The organism is Herbaspirillum sp. DW155 (genome assembly GCF_037076565.1).
In the GTDB taxonomy this organism is placed as follows: Bacteria; Pseudomonadota; Gammaproteobacteria; order Burkholderiales; family Burkholderiaceae_D; genus Herbaspirillum.
On the sequence record NZ_AP029028.1, the window covers coordinates 3,837,966 to 3,858,431 of the forward strand.

General features: G+C 61.5%; 16 protein-coding genes and 2 pseudogenes. 5 read left to right on the forward strand and 13 right to left on the reverse strand.

What is annotated here, in order from left to right:
• Nucleotides 1–18: 18 nt before the first annotated feature.
• From AACH55_RS17455 to AACH55_RS17500, 10 genes are all read right to left on the reverse strand, one after another.
• A complete protein-coding gene (locus AACH55_RS17455) occupies nucleotides 19–2,049 on the reverse strand; it encodes a DUF2235 domain-containing protein (protein ID WP_338715924.1) in 2,031 nt (676 codons plus the stop codon).
• A 1-nt stretch (nucleotide 2,050) separates the two neighbouring features.
• Entirely contained in the window at nucleotides 2,051–2,752 is a 702-nt protein-coding gene (locus AACH55_RS17460; protein WP_338715925.1) for a DUF3304 domain-containing protein, read from the reverse strand.
• Nucleotides 2,749–3,051: a hypothetical protein gene (locus AACH55_RS17465; RefSeq protein ID WP_338715926.1), complete on the reverse strand. Its 303-nt coding sequence runs from the start codon at nucleotides 3,049–3,051 to the stop codon at nucleotides 2,749–2,751. Before AACH55_RS17465 ends, AACH55_RS17460 begins: the two co-directional genes overlap by 4 nt.
• Nucleotides 3,052–3,804 carry a DUF3304 domain-containing protein gene (locus AACH55_RS17470; RefSeq protein WP_338715927.1) on the reverse strand — a complete coding sequence of 251 codons (753 nt, stop codon included), beginning with the start codon at nucleotides 3,802–3,804 and terminating at the stop codon, nucleotides 3,052–3,054. It abuts the gene before it with no gap.
• Complete coding sequence (locus AACH55_RS17475) at nucleotides 3,801–4,742, reverse strand: DUF4123 domain-containing protein (protein ID WP_338715928.1); 942 nt, start codon at nucleotides 4,740–4,742, stop codon at nucleotides 3,801–3,803. Before AACH55_RS17475 ends, AACH55_RS17470 begins: the two co-directional genes overlap by 4 nt.
• Nucleotides 4,739–7,525, reverse strand: coding sequence for a type VI secretion system Vgr family protein (locus AACH55_RS17480; RefSeq protein ID WP_338715929.1), 2,787 nt, complete (start codon nucleotides 7,523–7,525; stop codon nucleotides 4,739–4,741). Before AACH55_RS17480 ends, AACH55_RS17475 begins: the two co-directional genes overlap by 4 nt.
• Nucleotides 7,526–7,779: 254 nt before the next feature.
• Nucleotides 7,780–9,105, reverse strand: a complete 1,326-nt coding sequence (locus AACH55_RS17485; RefSeq protein ID WP_338715930.1) for a cytochrome c — start codon at nucleotides 9,103–9,105, stop codon at nucleotides 7,780–7,782.
• 11 nt (nucleotides 9,106–9,116) lie between these two features.
• A complete protein-coding gene (locus AACH55_RS17490; RefSeq protein ID WP_338715931.1) occupies nucleotides 9,117–10,898 on the reverse strand; it encodes a GMC family oxidoreductase in 1,782 nt (593 codons plus the stop codon).
• Between the two features lie 2 nt (nucleotides 10,899–10,900).
• Nucleotides 10,901–11,623 carry a gluconate 2-dehydrogenase subunit 3 family protein gene (locus tag AACH55_RS17495; RefSeq protein WP_338715932.1) on the reverse strand — a complete coding sequence of 241 codons (723 nt, stop codon included), beginning with the start codon at nucleotides 11,621–11,623 and terminating at the stop codon, nucleotides 10,901–10,903.
• 205 nt (nucleotides 11,624–11,828) lie between these two features.
• Nucleotides 11,829–12,596, reverse strand: coding sequence for a dienelactone hydrolase family protein (locus AACH55_RS17500; protein WP_338715933.1), 768 nt, complete (start codon nucleotides 12,594–12,596; stop codon nucleotides 11,829–11,831).
• Between the two features lie 347 nt (nucleotides 12,597–12,943).
• Between AACH55_RS17500 and AACH55_RS17505 the strand changes: the two genes are divergently transcribed.
• Nucleotides 12,944–14,065, forward strand: coding sequence for a YjgN family protein (locus AACH55_RS17505; RefSeq protein ID WP_338715934.1), 1,122 nt, complete (start codon nucleotides 12,944–12,946; stop codon nucleotides 14,063–14,065).
• 3 nt (nucleotides 14,066–14,068) lie between these two features.
• Nucleotides 14,069–15,058 (forward strand): M48 family metallopeptidase, encoded by a 990-nt coding sequence (locus AACH55_RS17510; RefSeq protein WP_338715935.1) that lies wholly within the window; start codon nucleotides 14,069–14,071, stop codon nucleotides 15,056–15,058.
• Between the two features lie 108 nt (nucleotides 15,059–15,166).
• Here AACH55_RS17510 and AACH55_RS17515 read toward each other — a convergent pair whose 3' ends face one another.
• Nucleotides 15,167–16,402, reverse strand: coding sequence for an HD-GYP domain-containing protein (locus AACH55_RS17515; RefSeq protein WP_338715936.1), 1,236 nt, complete (start codon nucleotides 16,400–16,402; stop codon nucleotides 15,167–15,169).
• Between the two features lie 278 nt (nucleotides 16,403–16,680).
• Nucleotides 16,681–16,830 carry a hypothetical protein gene (locus tag AACH55_RS17520; protein ID WP_338715937.1) on the reverse strand — a complete coding sequence of 50 codons (150 nt, stop codon included), beginning with the start codon at nucleotides 16,828–16,830 and terminating at the stop codon, nucleotides 16,681–16,683.
• A 401-nt stretch (nucleotides 16,831–17,231) separates the two neighbouring features.
• Between AACH55_RS17520 and bla the strand changes: the two genes are divergently transcribed.
• Nucleotides 17,232–18,131, forward strand: coding sequence for a class A beta-lactamase (gene bla / locus AACH55_RS17525; RefSeq protein WP_338715938.1), 900 nt, complete (start codon nucleotides 17,232–17,234; stop codon nucleotides 18,129–18,131).
• A gap of 16 nt (nucleotides 18,132–18,147) precedes the next feature.
• On the opposite strand, the gene AACH55_RS17530 is transcribed toward bla, so the two are convergent.
• Nucleotides 18,148–18,891: a fumarylacetoacetate hydrolase family protein gene (locus AACH55_RS17530; RefSeq protein ID WP_338715940.1), complete on the reverse strand. Its 744-nt coding sequence runs from the start codon at nucleotides 18,889–18,891 to the stop codon at nucleotides 18,148–18,150.
• Nucleotides 18,892–19,066: 175 nt separating this feature from the next.
• Here AACH55_RS17530 and AACH55_RS17535 point away from each other — a divergent pair.
• Both AACH55_RS17535 and AACH55_RS17540 read left to right on the forward strand, forming a co-directional pair.
• Nucleotides 19,067–19,309 (forward strand): annotated as a pseudogene (locus AACH55_RS17535) (MerR family transcriptional regulator); the annotation flags it as partial.
• Nucleotides 19,275–20,443: pseudogene (locus AACH55_RS17540) on the forward strand (alpha-hydroxy acid oxidase). The pseudogenes AACH55_RS17535 and AACH55_RS17540, both read left to right, overlap by 35 nt.
• Nucleotides 20,444–20,466: the final 23 nt, after the last annotated feature.

The window sequence follows — 20,466 nt, forward strand, 5'->3', positions numbered from 1 at the left end:
TTGGGGTAGCTGACTGCATCAAGAGGAAGCGCTTGTCGCACTGCGCGCAGAGCGGTTCACGGAGGAGGTACGGGGTTTCGGCTTTTGTTCGCGGGATCGGGGATGATTACCGGAATAGATCATCCGCCAGCGCAGATAGCCCCACATCCAATGATATTCATGACCGCCGTCGGCGATGACATAGGTCTTGTTCTGTTGCAGGGCGCTCAGGCGATCCTGCTCGCGCTGTCTTTCTTTTTTCAACTCGTCCAGCCTGCCGGCCTGTGCGGGGAGCAGCCGCTGGCTGGCCTGCCTCTCTTCCAACGCACGTATCTCCAGAGAAATTTCATCCAGATGATCCTGAACCTCGCGCATAGTCTGGGCCTGATATTTGCGCAGATTGCTCAATTTGTCATCGGCGCCCAGCGGCTTGAACCACGCACGCGAGTCGTGTACCAGGGTCTCGAACAACAGTTTCTCGGCCGGCTTGACGGGCGTATTGGCGTACCACGCCTGTGATACGCCGTCCTCCCAGTCCTTGCGCTTGCCCGGATAGGGCAAGACCTGATCCCTGCCGCTTACACGCATCGTCTGCATCAATCCCAGCTCTTTGAGCAGATCGCCGTCGACGATCTTCTGGTCGTTGATGTCCTGGGCTTTCTTGTGGGGTGGATCAAAGGATTGCGTCAGCCCCGGCAACTGGTGCATCTGTCCCAGCATGCTCTTGCGCCAGCGCAGGTAGATGCCGTAGTGGCGGCGGATGATGGTCTTGAGCGATTCCTGCGGCTGCGTCTCCACCAGCCACAATGGGCCTTCGGGCTTGCCGCTCCCCTGGCGGGTCGCTTCCACGTAGGCGTTGAAGGCCGATAGCGTGGCGGGATCGACGTGGAACATACGCTTGCGCAGATCGATCATCTCGGCCTCATCCAGCAAGGGCACGCCACCGATCAGTGCTTCGCGGTACATCTGCGCCAATGGAATCTGCGACAGCTTGCGCGCATCGCCTGCCCGGCCCTCGCCGATGGCGCGCCCCTGGTCATTGGGCGGATAGCCACCGCCGACATCGGAGTGCACACCGGGATAGACCACTTCCTTGACGTTCTCGCCCGAGGCCGCATCCAGCGGAAAGGAGCCGCGCACCTCATGCGCTGCCACCAGATGCACGCAGCGCCCGATGGCGGGATGGATGGCGAGGTCGTCCGGGGTGGCCCAGGCGAAATGCCCGTCCATCAGCGGGAAGGAATGGGCCAGACCGACCGACGCCACGGTATCGAAGATGCCGAGGAAATCGATCACCAACGCAAGCCCGGCATAGTGGCTGCCGAGATAGCGCAGCACCCAGTTGCAGAAGACGCGCGCCTCCGCAGCACCGCGCGAGAAACCGAAGACGGACAGACGGATCTTGCGTACCGTGGGCTTGTTCTTCAGGCGTACCCCGATGAGCTGGCGCAGTCGCTCTTCGCGCAGCTGGTGGATGCCATGCCTGAGCGCCCAGGCCGCTTCCTTGCGGTGCATACCACTGCCTGTCAGCGCAATGACCTTCAGGTTGTCGTCTTGCAAGGGCGAACTCATGGGATGGCCGAGCAAGGCGGCGGCAACGTGATTGCCGACCTGCAGCAAGGCCCAGTCGATGCGGGCCTGCCCGTGGGCGGCCATGGCCAGGCCCAGGGTTTCGTCGGTTCCCGTTCCGCTGTCGCCCAGTTCGATGAAGGGCGTGCCTACGCCTGGCACATAGGTCTTGCGATAGTAAGGCCGGGCCTCTGCCGAAACACGGGTGGGCCAGGCCGGTGGAAGGTCGGGCGTGGGGGTGCCGACCTTGCCGAGTTGCAGTTGGGGAACGGTGGGATGACCGGGGAAGACTTCGTAGAGCCGGGCGACATTGCTGCTGGCGAAGGCGGGGGTGTCGCGGTATTTATTGTTGTTGGTGCCGTCGAAGAAGAAGCCTAGGAAGAGGTCTTCTTCGCATTTCCCTAGTTGAGAGAATTGGAGAGATAAATTTTTTTCATAATCTTGACGTGATGAGAGCTGAAGACAAGTCGTAGGACATACCTCGGAAAATCGCGCATACATTTCATTCCTCCTCAAAATCTAACTCGCACATTTTTTCTTCAACGAATTTTCTTTTTTTGCACTCCACTACCCATAGCTGGCAAATAGCCTCTGCATCAACTGGATCAGCCTCGGCTTGTAGTCGTTCAGGCTTGCATGCGCGTCGCATCCTCAGTGCTGCGTGTTCAGCTGAACCAGGTGGGTATTTGGGAAGTTCCTTTTCGCATACCTTCTTCGGCATCTTCGATAGACATGCTTCATATGGAAGCTCCCGTTCTCGCCCCCTCCATTCAGGATGTCCAGGTTCAACCCATGAAGCCACGATCTCAACCTCGTCGCCCGTATAAAAGGCGACATACAGATCACCCGGCTTGTCGTACTCAGGAATCTCCAAGACCTTGATCCGCATGGTCTCCTCCGTCATCTTCTTGTCCGACTTCTGCCACTCCACCCTGACCTGCATGCCTGGCTTCCATTTCTTCGGAAGTTTCAAGCAACATCCCTTCCCGCCCGGCCCTTCCAGAAATCCAAGGATGCCGCCACCGACAGGCTGGTTATCCGCCTGATTGAACAAGGTGTAGCCCAGGCCCCAGTCGTGCATGTAGTTCACGGCGTCGGTCGATACCGTCACGCTTTCCGGATCAGCTAAATTTGTGAGGTTGGCTTCTTCGCGACCACAGCCTGCAAGGAGAAGAAGACAAAAAACTTTATAAATTATTTTCATACCGAAATCCTTAGATTGAGCGATATTCGAGCGAGCACGCTCATCTCACAGCGTCGCATTTGGAGTGGTATTAGATGGCCGAAGCAAGCCTCGTAGAGCCGGGCGACATTGCTGCTGGCGAAGGTGGGGGTGTCGCGGTATTTATTGCTGTTGGTTCCGTCGAAGAAGAAGCCTAGGAAGAGGTCTTCTTCGCAGGCTATCTCTAGAGGAATATTCAAGTTCTTGCGCTCTTCAAACCTCTCAGGAACATGCATGTCAGAGAAATTCTCCCTCGACACTTCCGTAAATCTTGCATTCATTTATTCCTCCACGTAATCAAGCTCGCACATTTTTCTATCAACATTTCCTTCAAGTTTGCATTCCTGCACCCAAGTCTGGCATCTAGCCGAATAACCAATTGGATCGGGAGATTTCATAAGCATTTCTGGTTGGCAGGATTTCCTTATCGAGGACACCATGCGCTCATGCGACATCGGAGGATATTTAGGAAGTTCCTTTTCGCATACCTTCTTCGGCATCTTCGATAGACATGCTTCATATGGAAGCTCCCGTTCTCGCCCTCTCCATTCTGGATGTCCAGGTTCAACCCACGAAACCACCACCTCAAGCTCGTCGCCCGGATAGAAGGCGACATACAGATCACCCGGCTTGTCGTACTCAGGAATTTCCAAGACCTTGATCCGCATGGTCTCCTCCGTCATCTTCTTGTCCGACTTCTGCCACTCCACCCTGACCTGCATGCCTGGCTTCCATTTCTTCGGAAGTTTCAAGCAACATCCCTTTCCGCCCGGCCCTTCCAGAAATCCAAGGATGCCGCCACCGACAGGCTGGTTATCCGCCTGATTGAACAAGGTGTAGCCCAAGCCCCAATCGTGCATGTAGTTCACCGCATCGGTCGATACCGTCACGCTGTCATGCTCTTGCGCACGCTCAGCAGGTCCGCGAGCATCGCAAGCGGCGAGCCACAGCGCGACGATCACCAGCAAGAGCCTGCCGAACAAAGACGGCATTGCCGTCCTCGCGCTCCATCGATACAACACGACAGGGCTCATGCCATCCCTCCCGCTTCGTCCTCTATCGGCTCGGTCATCCACAACGGCTCACCCGTGAGAAACACCTCTCCCGGAAGTTGCCGGATCGCGTCGATGAAATCGGGAAGCGCTTCAGGCGGCGCTTGCATCAGCGCCATCACGGCCGGATGCTGCGCGGCCTTTCCCGACGTGAAGACGGCCAGCAGCACGTAATACAGTTGACGCTCAGAATCCTTTACGCCGGCACATAGCGCCGCGTCGCGATGACGGGCCACAAAATCCAGCTTGCGGGCCTGTGCTATGCGATGCCAACGGCCCGGTGCACGCAAGCCAATCTCATGAATCAGCGTATCCAGCGCCCGGGCTTCGAGCAGCAGGGCGAACTGCCGGTCATCCAGCATCAGCATCGGCATGTCCGGCACCCCTGCTGCACCGCTGGCCTGCCCTGTCGGGCTGGCGTAGAGATCGCGCACAGCACCGTCCGCATCGACACAGGCGACCGACTGCATGCCACGAGTGAACAGTGCGCGTTGCGGCCCGGTCAGCACCTCCATCCAGACCGGCAGGATGCGGGTGTCATACCAGCGCATCAGCATGGTCTGGTGGTCACTCAATCCGACGCAGTGAAAATGACGGAGGTGCCGGGCGAAATCATCGATGGCACCGGAACTCTCATACCAGCTCAGACAAGGCAGCTTGCGCGCCAGGACGCTGGCCCATTGGATCAGCCTCTGGCGCTGTGGGAGAGCAAGCCCTGTCAACTCGATCAACCAGGGCGCCACGTCCGGCAAGTGTTCTTCCGCAGTACCCTCGAACAAGGACGTGAAACGGATACCCATGACTTGCAGCCTGCGATGCTGGCCCTCGTTGAGCGCGCCATCGATGAGCAGATACGCGTAATGCCGACGTTCAATGCAGCAATCACTCCAATGCAGGAGGCCAAAGATGTCCTCGCTCATTTCAACACCCCCGGTGCGCCCTGACGGGCGGCTTTCAAGAGGCATTCCCTGCACACCTCACCGGGCATCTGCGGCAAGATGACGTTGCCCCGGATCGGCCCATCAAACAGCTTTTGCGCGGCATGGATGGTGATCTTCCCCGGACACAACACCGTAATGTTCCCACCCTCGATGGCGATGCTGGCCCCACCCGCCGTGGCCAGCGTGATCCTGCGGGCCGCTGCCCAGTTCACGCCCGCATTGGCGCTGACGATCCGCAACTGATCACGCGCCTGCACGGCCAGTCCGCCGGACTGTGCCTGCACATCGATGTCGCGCTGTGCAGCGATCATCTGCAGGCCGATGCCCTGGTCGCCGGCAGCAGTTGCCCCGGCCAGCAATCCGATGGCCTGCTGCGTGCGCAGCCGGAATTGCTGACCACTGACGTGCTGGGCATCCTGTCCGACGATCAGGCTGACGCCCCCGCCATTGGCCATCTGCAGATGCTGTCCGGCCACCACGCCCAGTCCTTCCTTTGCAGCGATCTGGATCAGCGGCGTGCTGGTGGCAGGCAGTTCCTGCTGCGCGATCTCGGCCTGTCCGTCAATGGCCTGCTTCATCGCATCGGGTCCCTCTGCCATGCCCACCGTGCGATGTGTGCGGACTGCCTCGCCGAAGGTCTTGCTGAGGTGTGCAGCCTGTCGTGCCATCGCCCGCTGGCCCATGTTGTCTCCAGCGGGGTCACGATGCTGGGCGCGATGTTCCACCCGATAACTGGAGAACAGAATGCCGCGTCCCGCACGTATCACCCCATAGGCATCGGTACGCAATTCCACGCCCGTGCCACGGAAGCTGCCGCGATAATTGTCGGCGCTGTGGATCAGGTGACCCAGGTTCAGTTCGGTGCCGGCCTGGGTGGTCTTGAGCTGGATGCGGCCACGGTCGTTGCTGTCGTCGAAGAGCAGCTGGTTGTATCCCCAGCCACCAAACTCCTTGGAGCGGATGCCCCATTGCGCAGCAGAATTGCGATGCCCGTCGAGATCGGCACTGGCACCATGCCAGGTCGGCGCGTGACCGCCCGCCAGATTGCCCTGGCCGCTGATGGCGGTATCGCCGGCTTGTTGAAAAATCTGGATTTCGGCAGAAACCTTCACCTCGCCACCGGGCGTTGCAGCGACACCGCCCTCCCCACGGCCGTTGTAGAGGGCACCGAGCACAATCGGTCGCTCCAGGTCGTTTTCGATGAATTGCACGAGGACTTCCTGCCCGATGCGCGGCAGGAACTGCATCCCCATGCCCGGTCCGGCGCAGCGCTGGCCCACCCGTACCCAGCAGGTCGCGGCCGCATCATCGTGCCGTCCCTGCCAGTGGAAACGGATGCGCACGCGGCCCAGCCGGTCGCAGCAGAGTTCATCGGGACCGTTGGGCTGAGTCTGCCCCCGGTCGCCGACCACGATGGCGCTCTGGCTGCCCTGCGCCAATGCATGAGGCCGGCGCTCCAGGCCCGTGCCATCGGCCAGCACGGGGCGCCAGGGGATGTCGGCGCGGATTGCTTCGAACACATTGGCGTATCCCATGCGGCGCGCCAGCGCGATCAAGTCCTGATCGCTGGCCAGAGTCGCTGCCGTCCCGGTGGTCTTGAGGCAGGCAGCGATGGCCTCGTCCAGCAGGACAGGCAAGGGGCCGAACAATTCGGCCAGTGCCGCTTCGGTCTGCGCAGGCAGATTGTTGACGCCCACACCGAGCACCGAGAGCACGGCATAGTCACGTTCCTGCCCGGCCAACGGTCCCTGCATCAAGGCGAAGCGCGATCCCGCCTGCAAGCTGCGCACCGTGCCGCGTCCGCGCCAGAGCTTGTTGCGGGCTTCGGCGGCTTCCATCATCAGGCGTGCGTGGCGGTCTGCGGCGTGGCCGTCGTCATGGGCGAACGGGCCTGCGCTGTCGTAGCTTTCCAGCCAGGGTGCAGCGCGGCCGCCGAATGCATGATGGGTGGGGATGCTTGAGGCGATGGCTTGTTTGTTCTGGTAGTCGTAGGCCAGCAGCGTGTAGCTGGCCGCTTGCAGGCTGCGGCAGGCGGCCAGGGCATGGATGACGTCCCGTTGCTCCTGCTCCCGGGCGCCATGAAAGCGGATGCCGCGATGGGCCGCGCTGGTCGCATCTTCGGGAAAGGAACTGCGCGCAGTACTGTCGGCAAAGATCACCATGCGATGTCCCTGCGGGCTGGCTGCATGTTCTTCCATGCGCCATGAGAGCCCTTCACCGGCCAGCAGGCGGCTGATGAAATCGAAATGCGTCTGACGGTATTGGACGGTATAGCTGCGCAGCGGCAAGCGGCCCAGGCACGTCAGCGCATCGGCAGACCAATGCCAGTCGGCATGTTGCGGGAATTCACGGAAGACGTCTTCGACCACTTCCAGCAGGCTCTTGTCTTGCCAGACGCGGCTGGTGCTGGCTTGTGTGAGCAGCCAGAGCCAGGGCGCCAGACGCAGGCGATAGCGACAGAAACCGCCATCACCACCCAGTTTGGCGACTTCATGGATCAGCCCGGTACTTCGCCGGACACCGCCGTCGGCCAGGCGCATCTCCAGCGTGGCGCGGCGACCCAGCAGGGAACTCGGCGCTGCATCCGCCTCCAGGCTCAGGACGATCACTTCGGTAGCGCCCACCGCATGCAAGGCGTCGACAGCGGCATAGGCCTCGACCAGGAAGCGGTCCTCGGTTTGACCGGCAATATCCAGGCGGTACAAGCGCGTTGCCGCAGAAAAGCGGATCAGGCGGGAGAGCAGACGGCTGGTGGTATCCATGAAGGGGGGCGGTGTGCAATGACGGGCCGCCATTCTTGTTCGGCCCGTGCGCCATCATGGAAAAGATCAGAAAAAAACGGCCAGCAATCGAAAATCAGCGATTCGTTTTTCAAATTATTTGGATGATTTCTCCAACTTCTGACAGCCATCAAAAAAGCCCACGTCCGTGAAGACGTGGGCTCGCAGAGATCAAGGCTGCACAGACCGCCAGCCGCTGCCCTGGAGCAGCGGCTGACAGGCCCGTCCCTCAAGGCTTACTGCCTGGCCAGCGGCGCACTGCCCGCCTCCGTCGCTTTCTTCTCCGGCAATTGCTTGCGCACCTTGGCCACATCGGACGCACTCACCGACGACGCCTGGTTGCCCCAGCTGCTGCGGATGAAGGTGACCACATCGGCCACTTCCTGATCCGACAGGCGGCTGGCAAAGCCCGGCATGGCGAATTGCGTCGGGGCCTTGTGGGTCCAGGGCATTTCGGCACCTTCCAGCACGATGCGGATCAGCGACGCCGGGTTCCCGGCATTGACCGTCGGTGACAAGGCCAGGGTCGGGAAGGTCTCGTCATAGCCCTTGCCACTGCTGCGGTGGCAGGCCGCGCAGTTGCTCAGGAAGGCCATCGCTCCCGGACTCTGGTCACTTCCCTTGCGCAAGGCCTGGTGGGTCTTGTCGTCATAGGCCAGCGCGGCCGTGCCCTCCTTCACCGCCTTCAAGGACTTCAGGTACTTGGCCATGGCCGAGAGATCTTCTTCGGTCATGTACTGGGTACTCTGCGCCACCACATCGGCCATGCCGCCAAAGGCCGCGGAATGGCTGTTGCGGCCGGTCTTGAGGAAGGCCACGATGTCAGCCTCGCTCCAGTTGCCCAGGCCATCGCGGGCGTCGCCGCGCAGGTTGTTGGCGAGGTAGCCATCGATGACGCCACCGGAGAGGTACAGGCTGCTGTCGTTGGACAGCGCCTTTTCCTGCATGCCGACGCCGCGCGGAGTGTGGCAGGCACCGCAATGCCCCAGCCCCTCGACCAGATACTGGCCACGGACCAGAGGACTGTTGTCCTCGGGGCCATCGACCGCAACCGCCGGTGCGAAGACCTTGCGCCAGATCGACAGCGGCCAGCGCATCGACAGCGGCCAGGTGATGTCCACACCGCGATTGGGTGCGGGGTCAGCCTGCACGCCATTCATGAAGTAGGCATACAGCGCCTTCACGTCAGACGGCTTGACCCTGGCATAGGAGGGATACGGCATGGCCGGATAAAGCGACGCACCATCCTTGCGGATGCCGTGACGCAACGCCTTGTCGAAATCCTCTTCGCTGTAGCTGCCGATGCCGTTTTCCTTGTCCGGCGTAATGTTGGAGGAATACACCGTGCCCACGGGCGTGGCAATGGGCAGGCCACCCGCAAAAGGCTTGCCGCCCTTGGCGGTGTGGCAGGCCACGCAGTCCCCGGCCTTGGCCAGGTACTCGCCACGCTGCACCAGCTGCTGGTCAACCGGGGACGCTGCCGGATTGCCCTGCGCTGCTGCGGTGAAGGCGGACAGCGACATGACTGCCGCGCAGGCGGCGATGAAATAATGCTTGATCATGGTCGTCATCCTTATGCCTGCACCAGCGGGCCGGGGTTTTTCAGATACTGCTCGCGGATCGCACGGGCGGAGTGATACGCCAGCGCCGTGACCAGCCCGGTCGGGTTGTAACCCATGTTCTGCGGGAAGGCACAGGCCCCGTAGACGAACACGTTGGGCACGTCCCAGCTTTGCAGATACTTGTTGACCACGCTGTTCCTGGGCGTGGTGCCCATGATGGCGCCACCGGTCAGGTGTGTCGACTGATAAACCCGGGTATCCCAGGACGAACCGGTCTTGCGCACGGCCTTGACGACCTTCTCCGGATTCATGGCCTGGCCGACCTTTTCCATCTGGCCGGCGATGTAGGTCAGCATCTTGCCTTCGTTCTCCTTCCAGTTCAGGGTCAGGCGCAAGAGCGGCTGACCATTGGCATCCTTGTAGGTCGGGTCCAGCGACAGGTAGCAATCGCGATAGGCCATCACCGAACCGGACATGCCGATGGTGAGCGTGCGCTGGTAGGCATCCTGCACGCTGGCCTTCCATTCGGAACCCCAGTTGGGAACCTTCTCGCCGGGCATGGTGCCGGCCTGCTTGATGGGGCGGCCACCGTAACGCACGTGACGAATCGAGGCACCGCCGATGAAGCCCAGCGGACCGTGGTCGAACTGGTCGGCGTTGAGGTCGTCCATGCCCACGCCACCGGCACCGGTGCCGATAAAGGGATTGAACTGCGTACCTTTGGGCATGACCACGTTGATGCCGCCGTTGTACTGGTAGGCGAAGTTCTTGCCCACCACGCCTTCACCGGAGACCGGATCATAGGGCTTGCCGATGCCCGAGAGCAGCAGCAAACGCACGTTGTGGGTCTGGAAGGCGGTCAGCAGGACCAGGTCGGCGGGCTGCTCGACTTCGCGGCCTTGCGCGTCGATGTAAGTGACGCCGGTGGCACGCTTGCCGGAGGCATCCAGGTTGACCTTGATGACCTGGGCCTTGGTACGTACCTCGAAGTTCTTGCGCTTCAACAGCACCGGCAGGATGGTGGTCTGCGGCGAGGCCTTGGAATACATGTAGCAGCCGTAGTTTTCGCAGAAGCCGCAATAGTTGCAGGGACCGATGCGCACGCCATACGGATTGGTGAAGGGCTGCGAGGCATTGGCGGCCGGTGTCGGATACGGATGATAGCCGACGTCGCGCATGGCCTTTTCCACCAGCGAGGCGCTGTACTGGTATTGCAGCGGCGGGGTCGGGAATTCATCGCTGCGCTCGGCTTCCAGCGGATTGCCGCCGGGGACGATCTTGCCCTTGAGATTGCCGGCCTTGCCGGAGACGGCCATGACCTTTTCCGAGAAATCGTAGAACGGCTCCAGCTCCTTGTAGGTCACGCCATGATCCTGGATGGTCATGTCCTCGGGAATGAATTTCTTGCCGTATTTCTGCTCATGGTGCGTGCGCATTTCCAGCTCTTCGGGCAGGTTGCGGTACATCATGCCGTTCCAGTGGAAACCGGCACCGCCCACGCCGTCACCGAGCAGGAAGGAACCATGCTGGCGGTAAGGGACGGCTACGTCGGAGAGCGTATGACGAATCGTCACGGTCTCGCGCGAGAGGTCCTGGAACAGCGCGCCGCGCACCGAGTACTTCAGTTCATCGACCGCCTTGGGATAAGGCGTATCGGTATTGGTGTCTCGCATGTCGCCGCGTTCCAGCGCCAGCACGTTCAGGCCGGCTTCGGTGAGCTCCATGCCCATGATGGAACCGGTCCAGCCCAGGCCCACCATCACTACATCCACTTTGTCTTTTTTGATAGCCATGATCAGCCCTTCTCTCCCAGAATCGACACGGGGCCGTATGGATACTTGACGTTGTACTGGTCCACCCAGTCGGCGAAATCGGCGCGCGCACCGGGGAAGCCGACCATCTTCCAGCCACCCATCTTCTGGTTGCCGCCATACATCGGGTCGGCGAAATAGCCTTCCTTGGTATTGCCCAGCATGAAGCTGAAGAAGGTCTTGGCCGGTACGGTATCGAAAGTGATCTTGCCGCCTTCCATCATCTTGAGCACGTCCACCTGCCTGGCCTTGTCGAGTTCGGCGAAGACCTTGCCGTGGTTCTTGCTGCACCAGTCGTTGCAGGCGGCAATGCCCTGGCGATAGATGTCGCGCGGCACCAGCGAGAGCTGGTAACCCAGTTCAGGCACGCTGTCCGGATGGAAGGGGCCTTGCATGTACCACAGCTTGCCGGCGCCATAGGGGGTTTCCATCTGGCGGTCGATGAACTCGGGCACGCCGGTTTCCAGCGCACCGGCGCCATACTGATCCGAGGGAATGAGGTGATCGACGGCGGCGTTGAGGAAGGCCCATTCGGGCGCGGTGAAGTAGGTGGGCGTGTAGGCGCGGGGCTTGCCCGGCTCGCTGCTGTCGGCCATGGCCGGTTGGCTGACTGCTACGGTGGTGGCGCCGCCTAGCGTGGTCGCGGCTGGGACGATGGCCAACACCTGGCGCAGGAAGCGCCGCCTGGGCTCTTTATCTTGGGACATGAGTATCCTTTGGACGTGGGATTTGACGAGGCAATACCTGGACGCTCACACGACTGGTCACACACGAAGATGAACCCTCCCCCTGCGGACCGGACCTGCGCCGTCTCTTGTTGTTGTGGTGCTGCCCCTGTGCAGCCTTCGGGCGCAGCCGCTCAGGGTGGAGAACAGATCGGCAGGGCCAAGGTTAAGGCCCCGCCTGAAGACATCAGGCCAGCACTTCGGCGAAGAAGGCCTGCAACGCCACGGCCGCACGCTCTGCCGTCTGGCGGTGGTAGAAGAAGCCGGGATGATTGGCATCCGGGTCGGTGAAGGAGTGGCCGGCCTGACCATAGTTGACCAGTTGCCAGTCGATCTGAAGCGCGCTCATCTCGTCGATGAAACCATTGACCTGATCGCGCGGTACCGACGGATCCTGCACGCCATGCAGCACCAGCACCGCGCCCTTGACCTTGCTCTGGGCCGGGGCGGGGGTATCGAGCGCGCCGTGCAGCGAGACCGTGCCGCGCAGGTCAGCGCCATCACGCGCCAGTTCCAGCGCCGCCGTACCGCCGAAGCAGAAGCCGCTGGCACCGAGCTTGCCGCTGTCGAGCCTGACGAAGGACTGTTCGCGCAAGACCTTCAGCGCGCCGTGCATGCGCTTGCGCAGTTCGGCCCGGTCCTTCTTCAGCGGGATGATGGCCGCCAGCGCTTCATCCGGATTGGTCGGACGCAGGGTCTTGCCGAACACATCGGCCACCAGGATGGCATGACCGGCACCGATGGTGGTAGCGGCGATCTCCAGCGCCTGCTGGCGCAGACCGAAATAGTTGGGCACGCTCAGCACACCCGAGACCGGCGGATGGGCCTTGTTGTAGAGCAGGACGCTTTCGTAGTCGATGCCATCGGCGCTGTGGGCGATGGTCTCGATACCGAGATCGGAAGCCGCAATGCCGAGCTTCTCGGCGATGGCGGCGGTGTTCCAGGATGTGGACATGGAGGCTCCTTTGGTTGGCAAACGCCGCCCCGGCGTTGAGGCCGGGCGGCGTTCAGGAAACTTGTGTTTGGCGTCAATGCGGTCGGTCAGGGCGGCAGTGCCAGGCCATTTTCAGCTCAGCCATGCCCTTGGCTTGACCGCATGTGGGCAGCAATGTTCGCACAAACACTGCATTTCTGCAGGAGGTCATACCAATGGACCTCGAACAAATGCGAGGCTCACCCCTACAAAACCCATACAAGACGCAGGGTGCTGCCGGGCAACTTGACTTTTACTTGCGAGCAATGGATTCTTGCCCGACCCCATCGGCAGACCTCTTCCCTACAACAGCCAACACGAGCGCTTCCATGAACGATCAACCTGACTTGCCTGACTCCGCCGTTCCGACTCCTCCTGCTTCCAATACGCCTGCTAGTTTCGCCACCGCCCTGCGCGACTCGGCCGACCACAGCGCGCCGCAGGCGTTTTCCTTTTCCGGAAGCGGTTCTGAATATTTCCGCATCTGGATCGTCAACCTGCTGCTGTCCATCGTCACCCTGGGCATCTATTCGGCCTGGGCCAAGGTGCGGCGGCTGCGCTACTTCTACGACAACACCTCATTGGCCGGCGCCAGCTTCGACTATCACGGCAATCCCGTCGCCATCCTCAAGGGCCGCATCCTGGCCGTCGTCGTGCTGGTGGCCTACCAGCTTGCCGGTTACGTCAACATTCTGCTGGGCCTGATCGCGGCGCTGGCACTCATGTTGGGCAGCCCCTGGCTGATCTGGCGCAGCCTGCAGTTCAAGCTCTACAACACCAGCTACCGCGGCATTCGCTTCGGGTTTCGCGGCAGCTTCGGCGGCGCCTTCAAGAACTTCCTGCTGTGGCCCATGATCTCCGGCTTCAGCGTGGGCCTGTTGATGCCGATGGCGGCGCAGCGCTTCAAGCGCTTCCAGCATAATGAAGCGCGCTTCGGTGCGACCCACTTTTCCTTCCACGGTTCTGTAGGCGCCTTCTACCGGGCCTTCCTGGCCGGCATCGGCAGCTGGATCGCCGGCCTGGTGATCATCTTCCTCAGCTTTGACGGTGCGGCACTGTTGCACGTGGAGCACTTTGACTGGCGTATCCTCCTCACCTTCGTGGCGATGTTGCTGGCGCTCTATGTGTGGTCCTTCCTGATCATTCCTTTGTGGGTGACCCTGCTGCAAAACCTCGTCTGGAACAATACCCGTCTGGGCGAACATCGCTTCCAAAGCCGCATGCGCTGGAGCCGCACGGCGGTCATCATGCTGACCAACGTCCTGGCGATCGCCTTCACGCTGGGCCTGTTCACCCCCTTTGCGCAGATCCGCATGATGCGCTATCGCATCGAGTCAATCACCTTGCTGCCGACCGGTAGCCTGGATGACTTCATCGCCTCCAGCGAATCGCCCGGCTCGGCCACTGGTGAAGGCCTGGGCGACCTGCTCGACTTCGATCTGTCGATGTAAACCATGACGGTCTCCGCTTCCTATTACGATGGCAAGACGTCCAGGCGCCACCAGGTGACGCTGACCGTTACTGACGGCGTGGCGCAGGTGCGTGGCGAGGTGGAACGGGATTGTCCGATTGCGCAGTTGCGCGTCTCCGAACGTCTGAACCGGGCGGCGCGCAAGGTCAGCTTTCCGGATGGCGCCTATCTGGAGATCATCGATGGCGCCGCCTTCAGCGCCCTGCTGCATGACACCGGCCATCGCGATTCCTGGGTGGTCCGGCTGCAGCAAAGCTGGCGTCATGCGCTGGCAGCGTGCGCGGCGCTGGTGGCGGTGGTGGTGCTGAGCTATGTGTATCTGCTGCCGCTGGCCGCGCAAGGCATCACGGCGCTACTGCCGGTGGCGGTGGATCGCCAGGTCGGACAAGGAACGCTGGACTTCCTCGACCAGCAAGTACTGGCCCCCAGCCAGCTCGATGCACGCCATGCTCAGGCCATCACGGCGCGCTTTCGCGCCCTGACGGCACCGCTGGCCGATGCGCCGGATTACCAGATCGTGTTCCGCAAGAGCCTCATCGGGCCCAATGCATTTGCGCTGCCCTCGGGCCAGATCGTGGTGACCGACGAGATCGTGCAGTTGCTGGACGATGATGACGCCCTCATGGGCGTGATGGCACATGAACTTGGTCACGTACACCGGCGCCACCTGATGCGGCGGCTGATCCAGAGTTCGGCCATCGCGGCCACGGCCACGGTGCTGTTCGGCGATGTATCGGCGGTGCTGGCCAACATCCCCACGGTCTTGCTGGATCTGAAGTACTCGCGCGACATCGAACGCGAAGCCGATGACTACGCGATCGCCATGTTCAAGGCCAATGGCCTGCCGCGTCAGAAACTGGCGCAGGTGTTCGAAAAGCTGGAAAGCGAAGGCAAAGAGGGCCCGGCCTCGCGCTATCTCTCCAGCCATCCGGCCAATGACGAACGCATCGCCCACATCCTGGGCGCGCCCTGAAGGCGGTCCCTGACAAAACGCGAAGGCCGCCTCAATGGCGGCCTTCAGTTTTCTTGCCAGCTGCGGCAGAGCGCATCCTGCCTCTTCCATCCTGGCGGGCAGTGGCGACTATTGCCCGGGATCGGGCGCACTTTCGAAACCTTCCAAGAGTGCCTTCAAGGAATCCAGCACCAGTCCGTTGCTGCGAATCCAGTCCTGCCCGCTGCGTTCGATGATGACGTCATCCTGGTCCGGTGCAGACAGATCGATGATCTCGCTTTCCAGTGCCTCGATCGACAGCGCGGTGGTAAACGCCTTGACCACGGGCTTGGTCAGATCCTTGTGGTTCTGGCGGATGACCAGGGCCGTCCGGCCCGAGCGCAGCTTGACGATGGAGCCGATGGGATAGATGCCCAGCGTCTTGACGAAAGTCAGGAAGATGGGACGGTCGAAGTGGCCCGTCCAGCTGGCCATCCGGGCCAGCGATTCGGCAGGGTCCCAGGCGGCCTTGTAGCTGCGGTCCGAGGTGATGGCGTCATACACGTCGCACACTGCCGCCATGCGTGAATACAGGTCGATCTGGTTGCCCTGCTGGCGCCCGGGATAACCGCTGCCATCGATCTTTTCATGGTGATGCAGGCAGACGTCGAGAACGTAATCGGGCACGCCCGCAAAGCCACTGAGATATTCGTAGCCCAGCGTGGGATGGCGCTGGATGATGCGGAATTCCTGGTCGGTCAGCTTGCCGGGCTTGTTGAGCACGTCCAGCGGGATGAAGGCCTTGCCCACGTCATGCAGATAACCGGCCAGGCCTGCTTCCTTGCAGGCGATGGTGTCCATGCCCATGGTCCGGGCCAGCGCCACCATCATGGTGCATACGGCAATGGAGTGCAGATAGGTATATTCATCGGCGCGCTTGAGACGGATGATGCTAAGCAGCGCATTCGAATTGCGCGTCACCGAGGCGGCGATCTCCTCCACCAGATCCTGGCATCGCTCCACATCCAGGGTCTTGCCCAGACGTGCTTGCTTGAACATCTGCTGGGTCGATTCCTTGGCGCTCTCGTAGATGCGCAACGCTTCGTTCAATTCCTCGCGGTATTCGTTTTCCGGCATGGGCGGTGCAGGCGGCGCGATGGCCGCTTCATCGGTCCCGGTATCGGTGACGACGCTGACATCCCGGCCCAGCGACGTGTCGATCCAGCAAAATTCGAAGCCGGCGTTGCGGGCGCGGGTCACGTCCGCCGCGTGTTCGATGAGAAACTTGGTGCGCCAGAACGGATTGTCGATCCAGGGGGCATCGAATCCGGAAAAATACATGCCCACTGCCAAGTCGCTGACGCTGATTTTTTTGATTTGAGTCATCTGAGCCTGAGTGAAGTTGCTTCGCTGGACCGCCAGCAAGGCGTCGCACTCCGGCGTGGCCGCAGCGCGCGCATGGCTTCCACGAATGTATTACATCTCGTGCCGCTTGATTAGCAGGAAATTCCTGATGACACTCTTAATAAAAACCGCGTAATGATAAAAAGCAATGAAGATCAGCAACTCGCTGCGCGAGAAGTACGTTGCCCCCGGGCCAAAGAAAAACCCGGGCGCTGGCGCGGCCCGGGTTGTCAGGTGAGGCAGGCGTAACGAGCGGCGGCTCAGTGACGCTGCTCATCCTGCGGCATGCTCGACAAGCCTGAATACAGGCTGCAGCAATGCGGCGCACCGCGGTGCGATCCGGTATCGAGTTCGCTGGAGTCGTTAAGGAAATCGACCAGCTTGCGATAGAGTTGTGCGAAGTAGTGCATGACTTACCCCCTTTCACTGTTGACGAATGGCAGGGCCCCGAGGGTGTCTGCCAGTGCCGGGCTGTCCTTGGTTTTGATTCATACGGCCGGCACGAACCGTATAAATTGTTTATATCATTTATTCTATTTGCATGCCGGCCTGGCGTCTATCAGGATTTCTCTGACATTGCTGTCAGTGTTGCGCACAATCATCATCTCATCTGCACCTACGGTGGCGGCTCGAACGAATGTTCAGCCGTGTTGTCATGGCATGTAACATCGCCAAAAAAACGGCGCACATGATCGCGCTCCTGTGACAGTGCCATCTGCAAAATACGATGCGCCCGAGGACGGCGCATTGTGAGACCTGCTGCAACTGCCTATGATGCAGTCCTGTTTCCCTCATTGATCAAGGAAAAAGCATGACCGGAAGACGCCATTTCCTGTCCTTCGCGGCGCTGGCGGCAAGCGGCCTGCTCAGCCGCAGCTGGGCGGCACAGCCACAAGGCGCCAGTAAGCCCGGGGACGCATCCGTCATCACCACCACCCTGTCCCGGCTGGAAGCCGATGTCGGCGGCCGCCTGGGCGTGTCGCTGGTGGATATCGACGGAGGCCGACAGTGGGGCTATCGCGCCGATGAGCGCTTTCCCATGTGCAGCACCTTCAAGTTGCTGGCGGCCGCTGCCGTGCTGCGCCGCGTGGATCAGGGTCTGGATCAGCTGGGGCGCCGCATCGTCTATGGCCGGCAGGATGTGCTGCCCTACTCTCCTGTCACCGGCAAGCACACCGGCGGTGAAGGGCTGTCACTGGCGCAGTTGTGTGAAGCGGCCGTGACCCTCTCGGACAACACCGCCGCCAATCTGATGCTGGCGACCATGGACGGCCCGGCCGGACTGACCCGCTTCGTGCGTACGCTGGACGATGCGCTGACCCGCCTGGACCGCAATGAGCCCACGCTCAATGAAGCCGTCCCGGGCGACCCGCGCGACACCACCACACCGGCCGCCATGACCGCCGACCTGCGCCGGCTGGTGCTGGGCGATACGCTCACACCCGCTTCGCGCCAGCAGCTCACGCAGTGGCTGGTCGCCAGCCAGACGGGGGACAAGCGCGTGCATGCCGGCCTGCCGGCCGGCTGGAAGGCCGGCGACAAGACCGGCACCGGCCGCCTGGGCACGGCCAATGATGTCGGCGTGGTCTGGACGGACAAGGGCGCGCCGCTGCTGTTTGCGGTCTATCTCACGGAGAATGCGGCCACCGACGCCCGGCGCGATGCCGTGCATGCGGAAGTAGGCCGTCTGATCGGCCAGTTGATGGCCTGAGAAAAGCGCCGCCTGTTCAGCCGGCGAAGCTGAACGAGACCGCGCCGACGCCCTCCAGCGCCGCCTCGACCTGCAGCCCGGCGCGCGCCCGTTGCAGACCGGTGCAGGAACCGGTGGTGATGATCTGTCCCTGGCGCCAGGGCTGGCCGCGGCGTGCGCAGTGCAGCGCCAGCCAGCCCAGCATCGGCCACAGATCCGCCGGATTGCCACCAAGGGTGCGGGTGATTTCCTGACCATCGATGAAGAGGCTGGCTGCCACCTGGCGCAGCGACAGCACAGCCGGCAGCGGCTGCGGCATGCCGGTCACCAGGGCGCCATGGCTTTGCAGGTCGGCCATGCCGGCCCAGGGATTGGTACAGGGCGGATGACCCAGCCGGGTCTCCACCACTTCGATGGCCGGCAGGATGGCATCAAAGACCGTGCGCAGCTCGGCCTCGTCCGGCACCCGTGCGCCCGGATCGTAATCACGCCCCACCCGCAGAGCCAGTTCCACTTCCAGCCCGCGCATGCGCCACTGCGGTCCGGCCAGCGTCGTACCGGACGGCACTACGCCCGAGGCCGGTAACGGCGCACAGCCCGGCAGGCTGCCATCCCCCTTGCTGCCGACCTTCCAGCCACCAGCCGGCCCGAGGCGCCGCAATTGGGCGTCCTGCACGGCATAGGCGGTTTCGGCATCGCCTACGGCCAGCCGGCGCCAGTCCAGGGCCAGGCCGCTGTGGCGGGCGTCGAGCAGAAGTTGGGTGGCGGCGTCGATGTGCATGCGCGAAGTCTCCGGGGCAGAAATGAATGCAGCGCGCATTGTACTGGCTGGCAGGCCCCCCCGCCCACTGCAGCGCGGCAATGAACTCGCGGCCGCCAGCACGCTCCGACCAGGATGCCGATAATGGCAGGCAGCGCTTGACTTCGAGTGCACTCCAACTTCTAGACTGGCTGCCATGACGACTTCCCTGACCATTGCCCAAGCGGCCGACGCGACCGGCCTGTCGGTGTATACCCTGCGCTATTACGAACGCATCGGTCTGCTCGATCCGGTGGAGCGGCGCGACAACCGCCATCGCCGCTACACCCAGGAAGACCTGAACTGGATCGACTTCCTGAAGAAGCTCAAGGCCACCGGCCTGCCGGTGCGCGCCATGCTGCGCTATGCCGAGCTGCGCCGGGCGGGCAATACCGTGGAGGTCTCTTATTTCACTGGATGATTTTGAGGTGGCGGCCCGTAAAGTCCTACCTCATCCTATTTTTGCGTATATATCGGGGGCCGCTGAAGACAATAAGTCCCTGACGGGAAATCGCAGGGCATTTGACTCCGTCAGGTTTTAGCCTCGGGTGCTCGTTGACGTGTCGAAGAGAGCTCAAGCGGTCGACATTTTCGGCATGCTATACGACTCTCCTATTGGAGTTGCACCTGTGGGCGTCAGTGCCATAGCGGCCTATCAAGGAGATATTGTCCTTGCAGAAGCCGCTGCTGCAGAAAATATACCTGCCATCATGAGCGGTTCGTCGCTTATTAAGATGGAGACGGTTCATTCCACAGCTCCTAACACTTGGTTTCAGGCATACCTCCCTGGAGTCGAGTCTAAACGAGACGCCTTGCTCGAGCGCATCGGGGCTGCAGGTTATGAGACGCTTGTGGTTACCGTGGACATTTCCGTCTGGGCAAATCGAGAAAACAACGTTCGCGCCGGATTCTCATTGCCACTTCGCCCCTCTGCGAAGTTGGCATGGGAGGGGGCCACCCACCCACGTTGGCTGCTCCAGACATTCCTTCGGACGCTCGCAACGACCGGTATGCCACACTTTGAAAACTCATTCGCCACCAGGGGAGCACCAATTCTTTCTGCTTCAGCTCTGCGTGACACCAACGGACGAGACCATTTGTCCTGGTCAGACCTCGAGCGTATCCGCCGGCAGTGGAAAGGTAACTTGGTCCTAAAAGGTATATTGCACCCCGAGGATGCCAAGAAGGCCGTTTCAATGGGGGCTGATGGCATCACCGTGTCCAACACAGAGGCCGTCAACTTGACGGCGCCGTTGAGCCGTTTCTTTCATTGCCAAAGATTTGCGACGAAGTTGGACACAAAGCGGTAGTGATGATGGATAGTGGCGTTCGTCGGGGAAGTGACGCACTCAAAGCGCTAGCTCATGGTGCTCAGTTAGTGTTTCTTGGCAAACTCTTTATCTATGCCGCCGCTGTCGGTGGTAAGGCTGGCGTCTCACACGCGATATCTCTCCTCCGGGATGAAATCGACCGCAACATGGCAATGCTGGGCACTACATCCATCGACGAAGTGGGCCCTGACGTGCTCGCTTGAAGCGGCTTCTGGTGGAGTCGGCC

Coding starts and splice junctions, on each gene's coding strand:
- AACH55_RS17515 (WP_338715936.1), bottom strand. CDS start 16,402: ATGACTCAAATCAAAAAAATCAGCGTCAGCGACTTGGCAGTGGGCATG.
- AACH55_RS17470 (WP_338715927.1), bottom strand. CDS start 3,804: ATGAGCCCTGTCGTGTTGTATCGATGGAGCGCGAGGACGGCAATGCCG.
- AACH55_RS17490 (WP_338715931.1), bottom strand. CDS start 10,898: ATGGCTATCAAAAAAGACAAAGTGGATGTAGTGATGGTGGGCCTGGGC.
- AACH55_RS17500 (WP_338715933.1), bottom strand. CDS start 12,596: ATGTCCACATCCTGGAACACCGCCGCCATCGCCGAGAAGCTCGGCATT.
- AACH55_RS17455 (WP_338715924.1), bottom strand. CDS start 2,049: ATGTATGCGCGATTTTCCGAGGTATGTCCTACGACTTGTCTTCAGCTC.
- AACH55_RS17520 (WP_338715937.1), bottom strand. CDS start 16,830: ATGCACTACTTCGCACAACTCTATCGCAAGCTGGTCGATTTCCTTAAC.
- AACH55_RS17505 (WP_338715934.1), top strand. CDS start 12,944: ATGAACGATCAACCTGACTTGCCTGACTCCGCCGTTCCGACTCCTCCT.
- AACH55_RS17530 (WP_338715940.1), bottom strand. CDS start 18,891: ATGCACATCGACGCCGCCACCCAACTTCTGCTCGACGCCCGCCACAGC.
- AACH55_RS17475 (WP_338715928.1), bottom strand. CDS start 4,742: ATGAGCGAGGACATCTTTGGCCTCCTGCATTGGAGTGATTGCTGCATT.
- AACH55_RS17465 (WP_338715926.1), bottom strand. CDS start 3,051: ATGAATGCAAGATTTACGGAAGTGTCGAGGGAGAATTTCTCTGACATG.
- AACH55_RS17510 (WP_338715935.1), top strand. CDS start 14,069: ATGACGGTCTCCGCTTCCTATTACGATGGCAAGACGTCCAGGCGCCAC.
- bla (WP_338715938.1), top strand. CDS start 17,232: ATGACCGGAAGACGCCATTTCCTGTCCTTCGCGGCGCTGGCGGCAAGC.
- AACH55_RS17495 (WP_338715932.1), bottom strand. CDS start 11,623: ATGTCCCAAGATAAAGAGCCCAGGCGGCGCTTCCTGCGCCAGGTGTTG.
- AACH55_RS17485 (WP_338715930.1), bottom strand. CDS start 9,105: ATGATCAAGCATTATTTCATCGCCGCCTGCGCGGCAGTCATGTCGCTG.
- AACH55_RS17460 (WP_338715925.1), bottom strand. CDS start 2,752: ATGAAAATAATTTATAAAGTTTTTTGTCTTCTTCTCCTTGCAGGCTGT.
- AACH55_RS17480 (WP_338715929.1), bottom strand. CDS start 7,525: ATGGATACCACCAGCCGTCTGCTCTCCCGCCTGATCCGCTTTTCTGCG.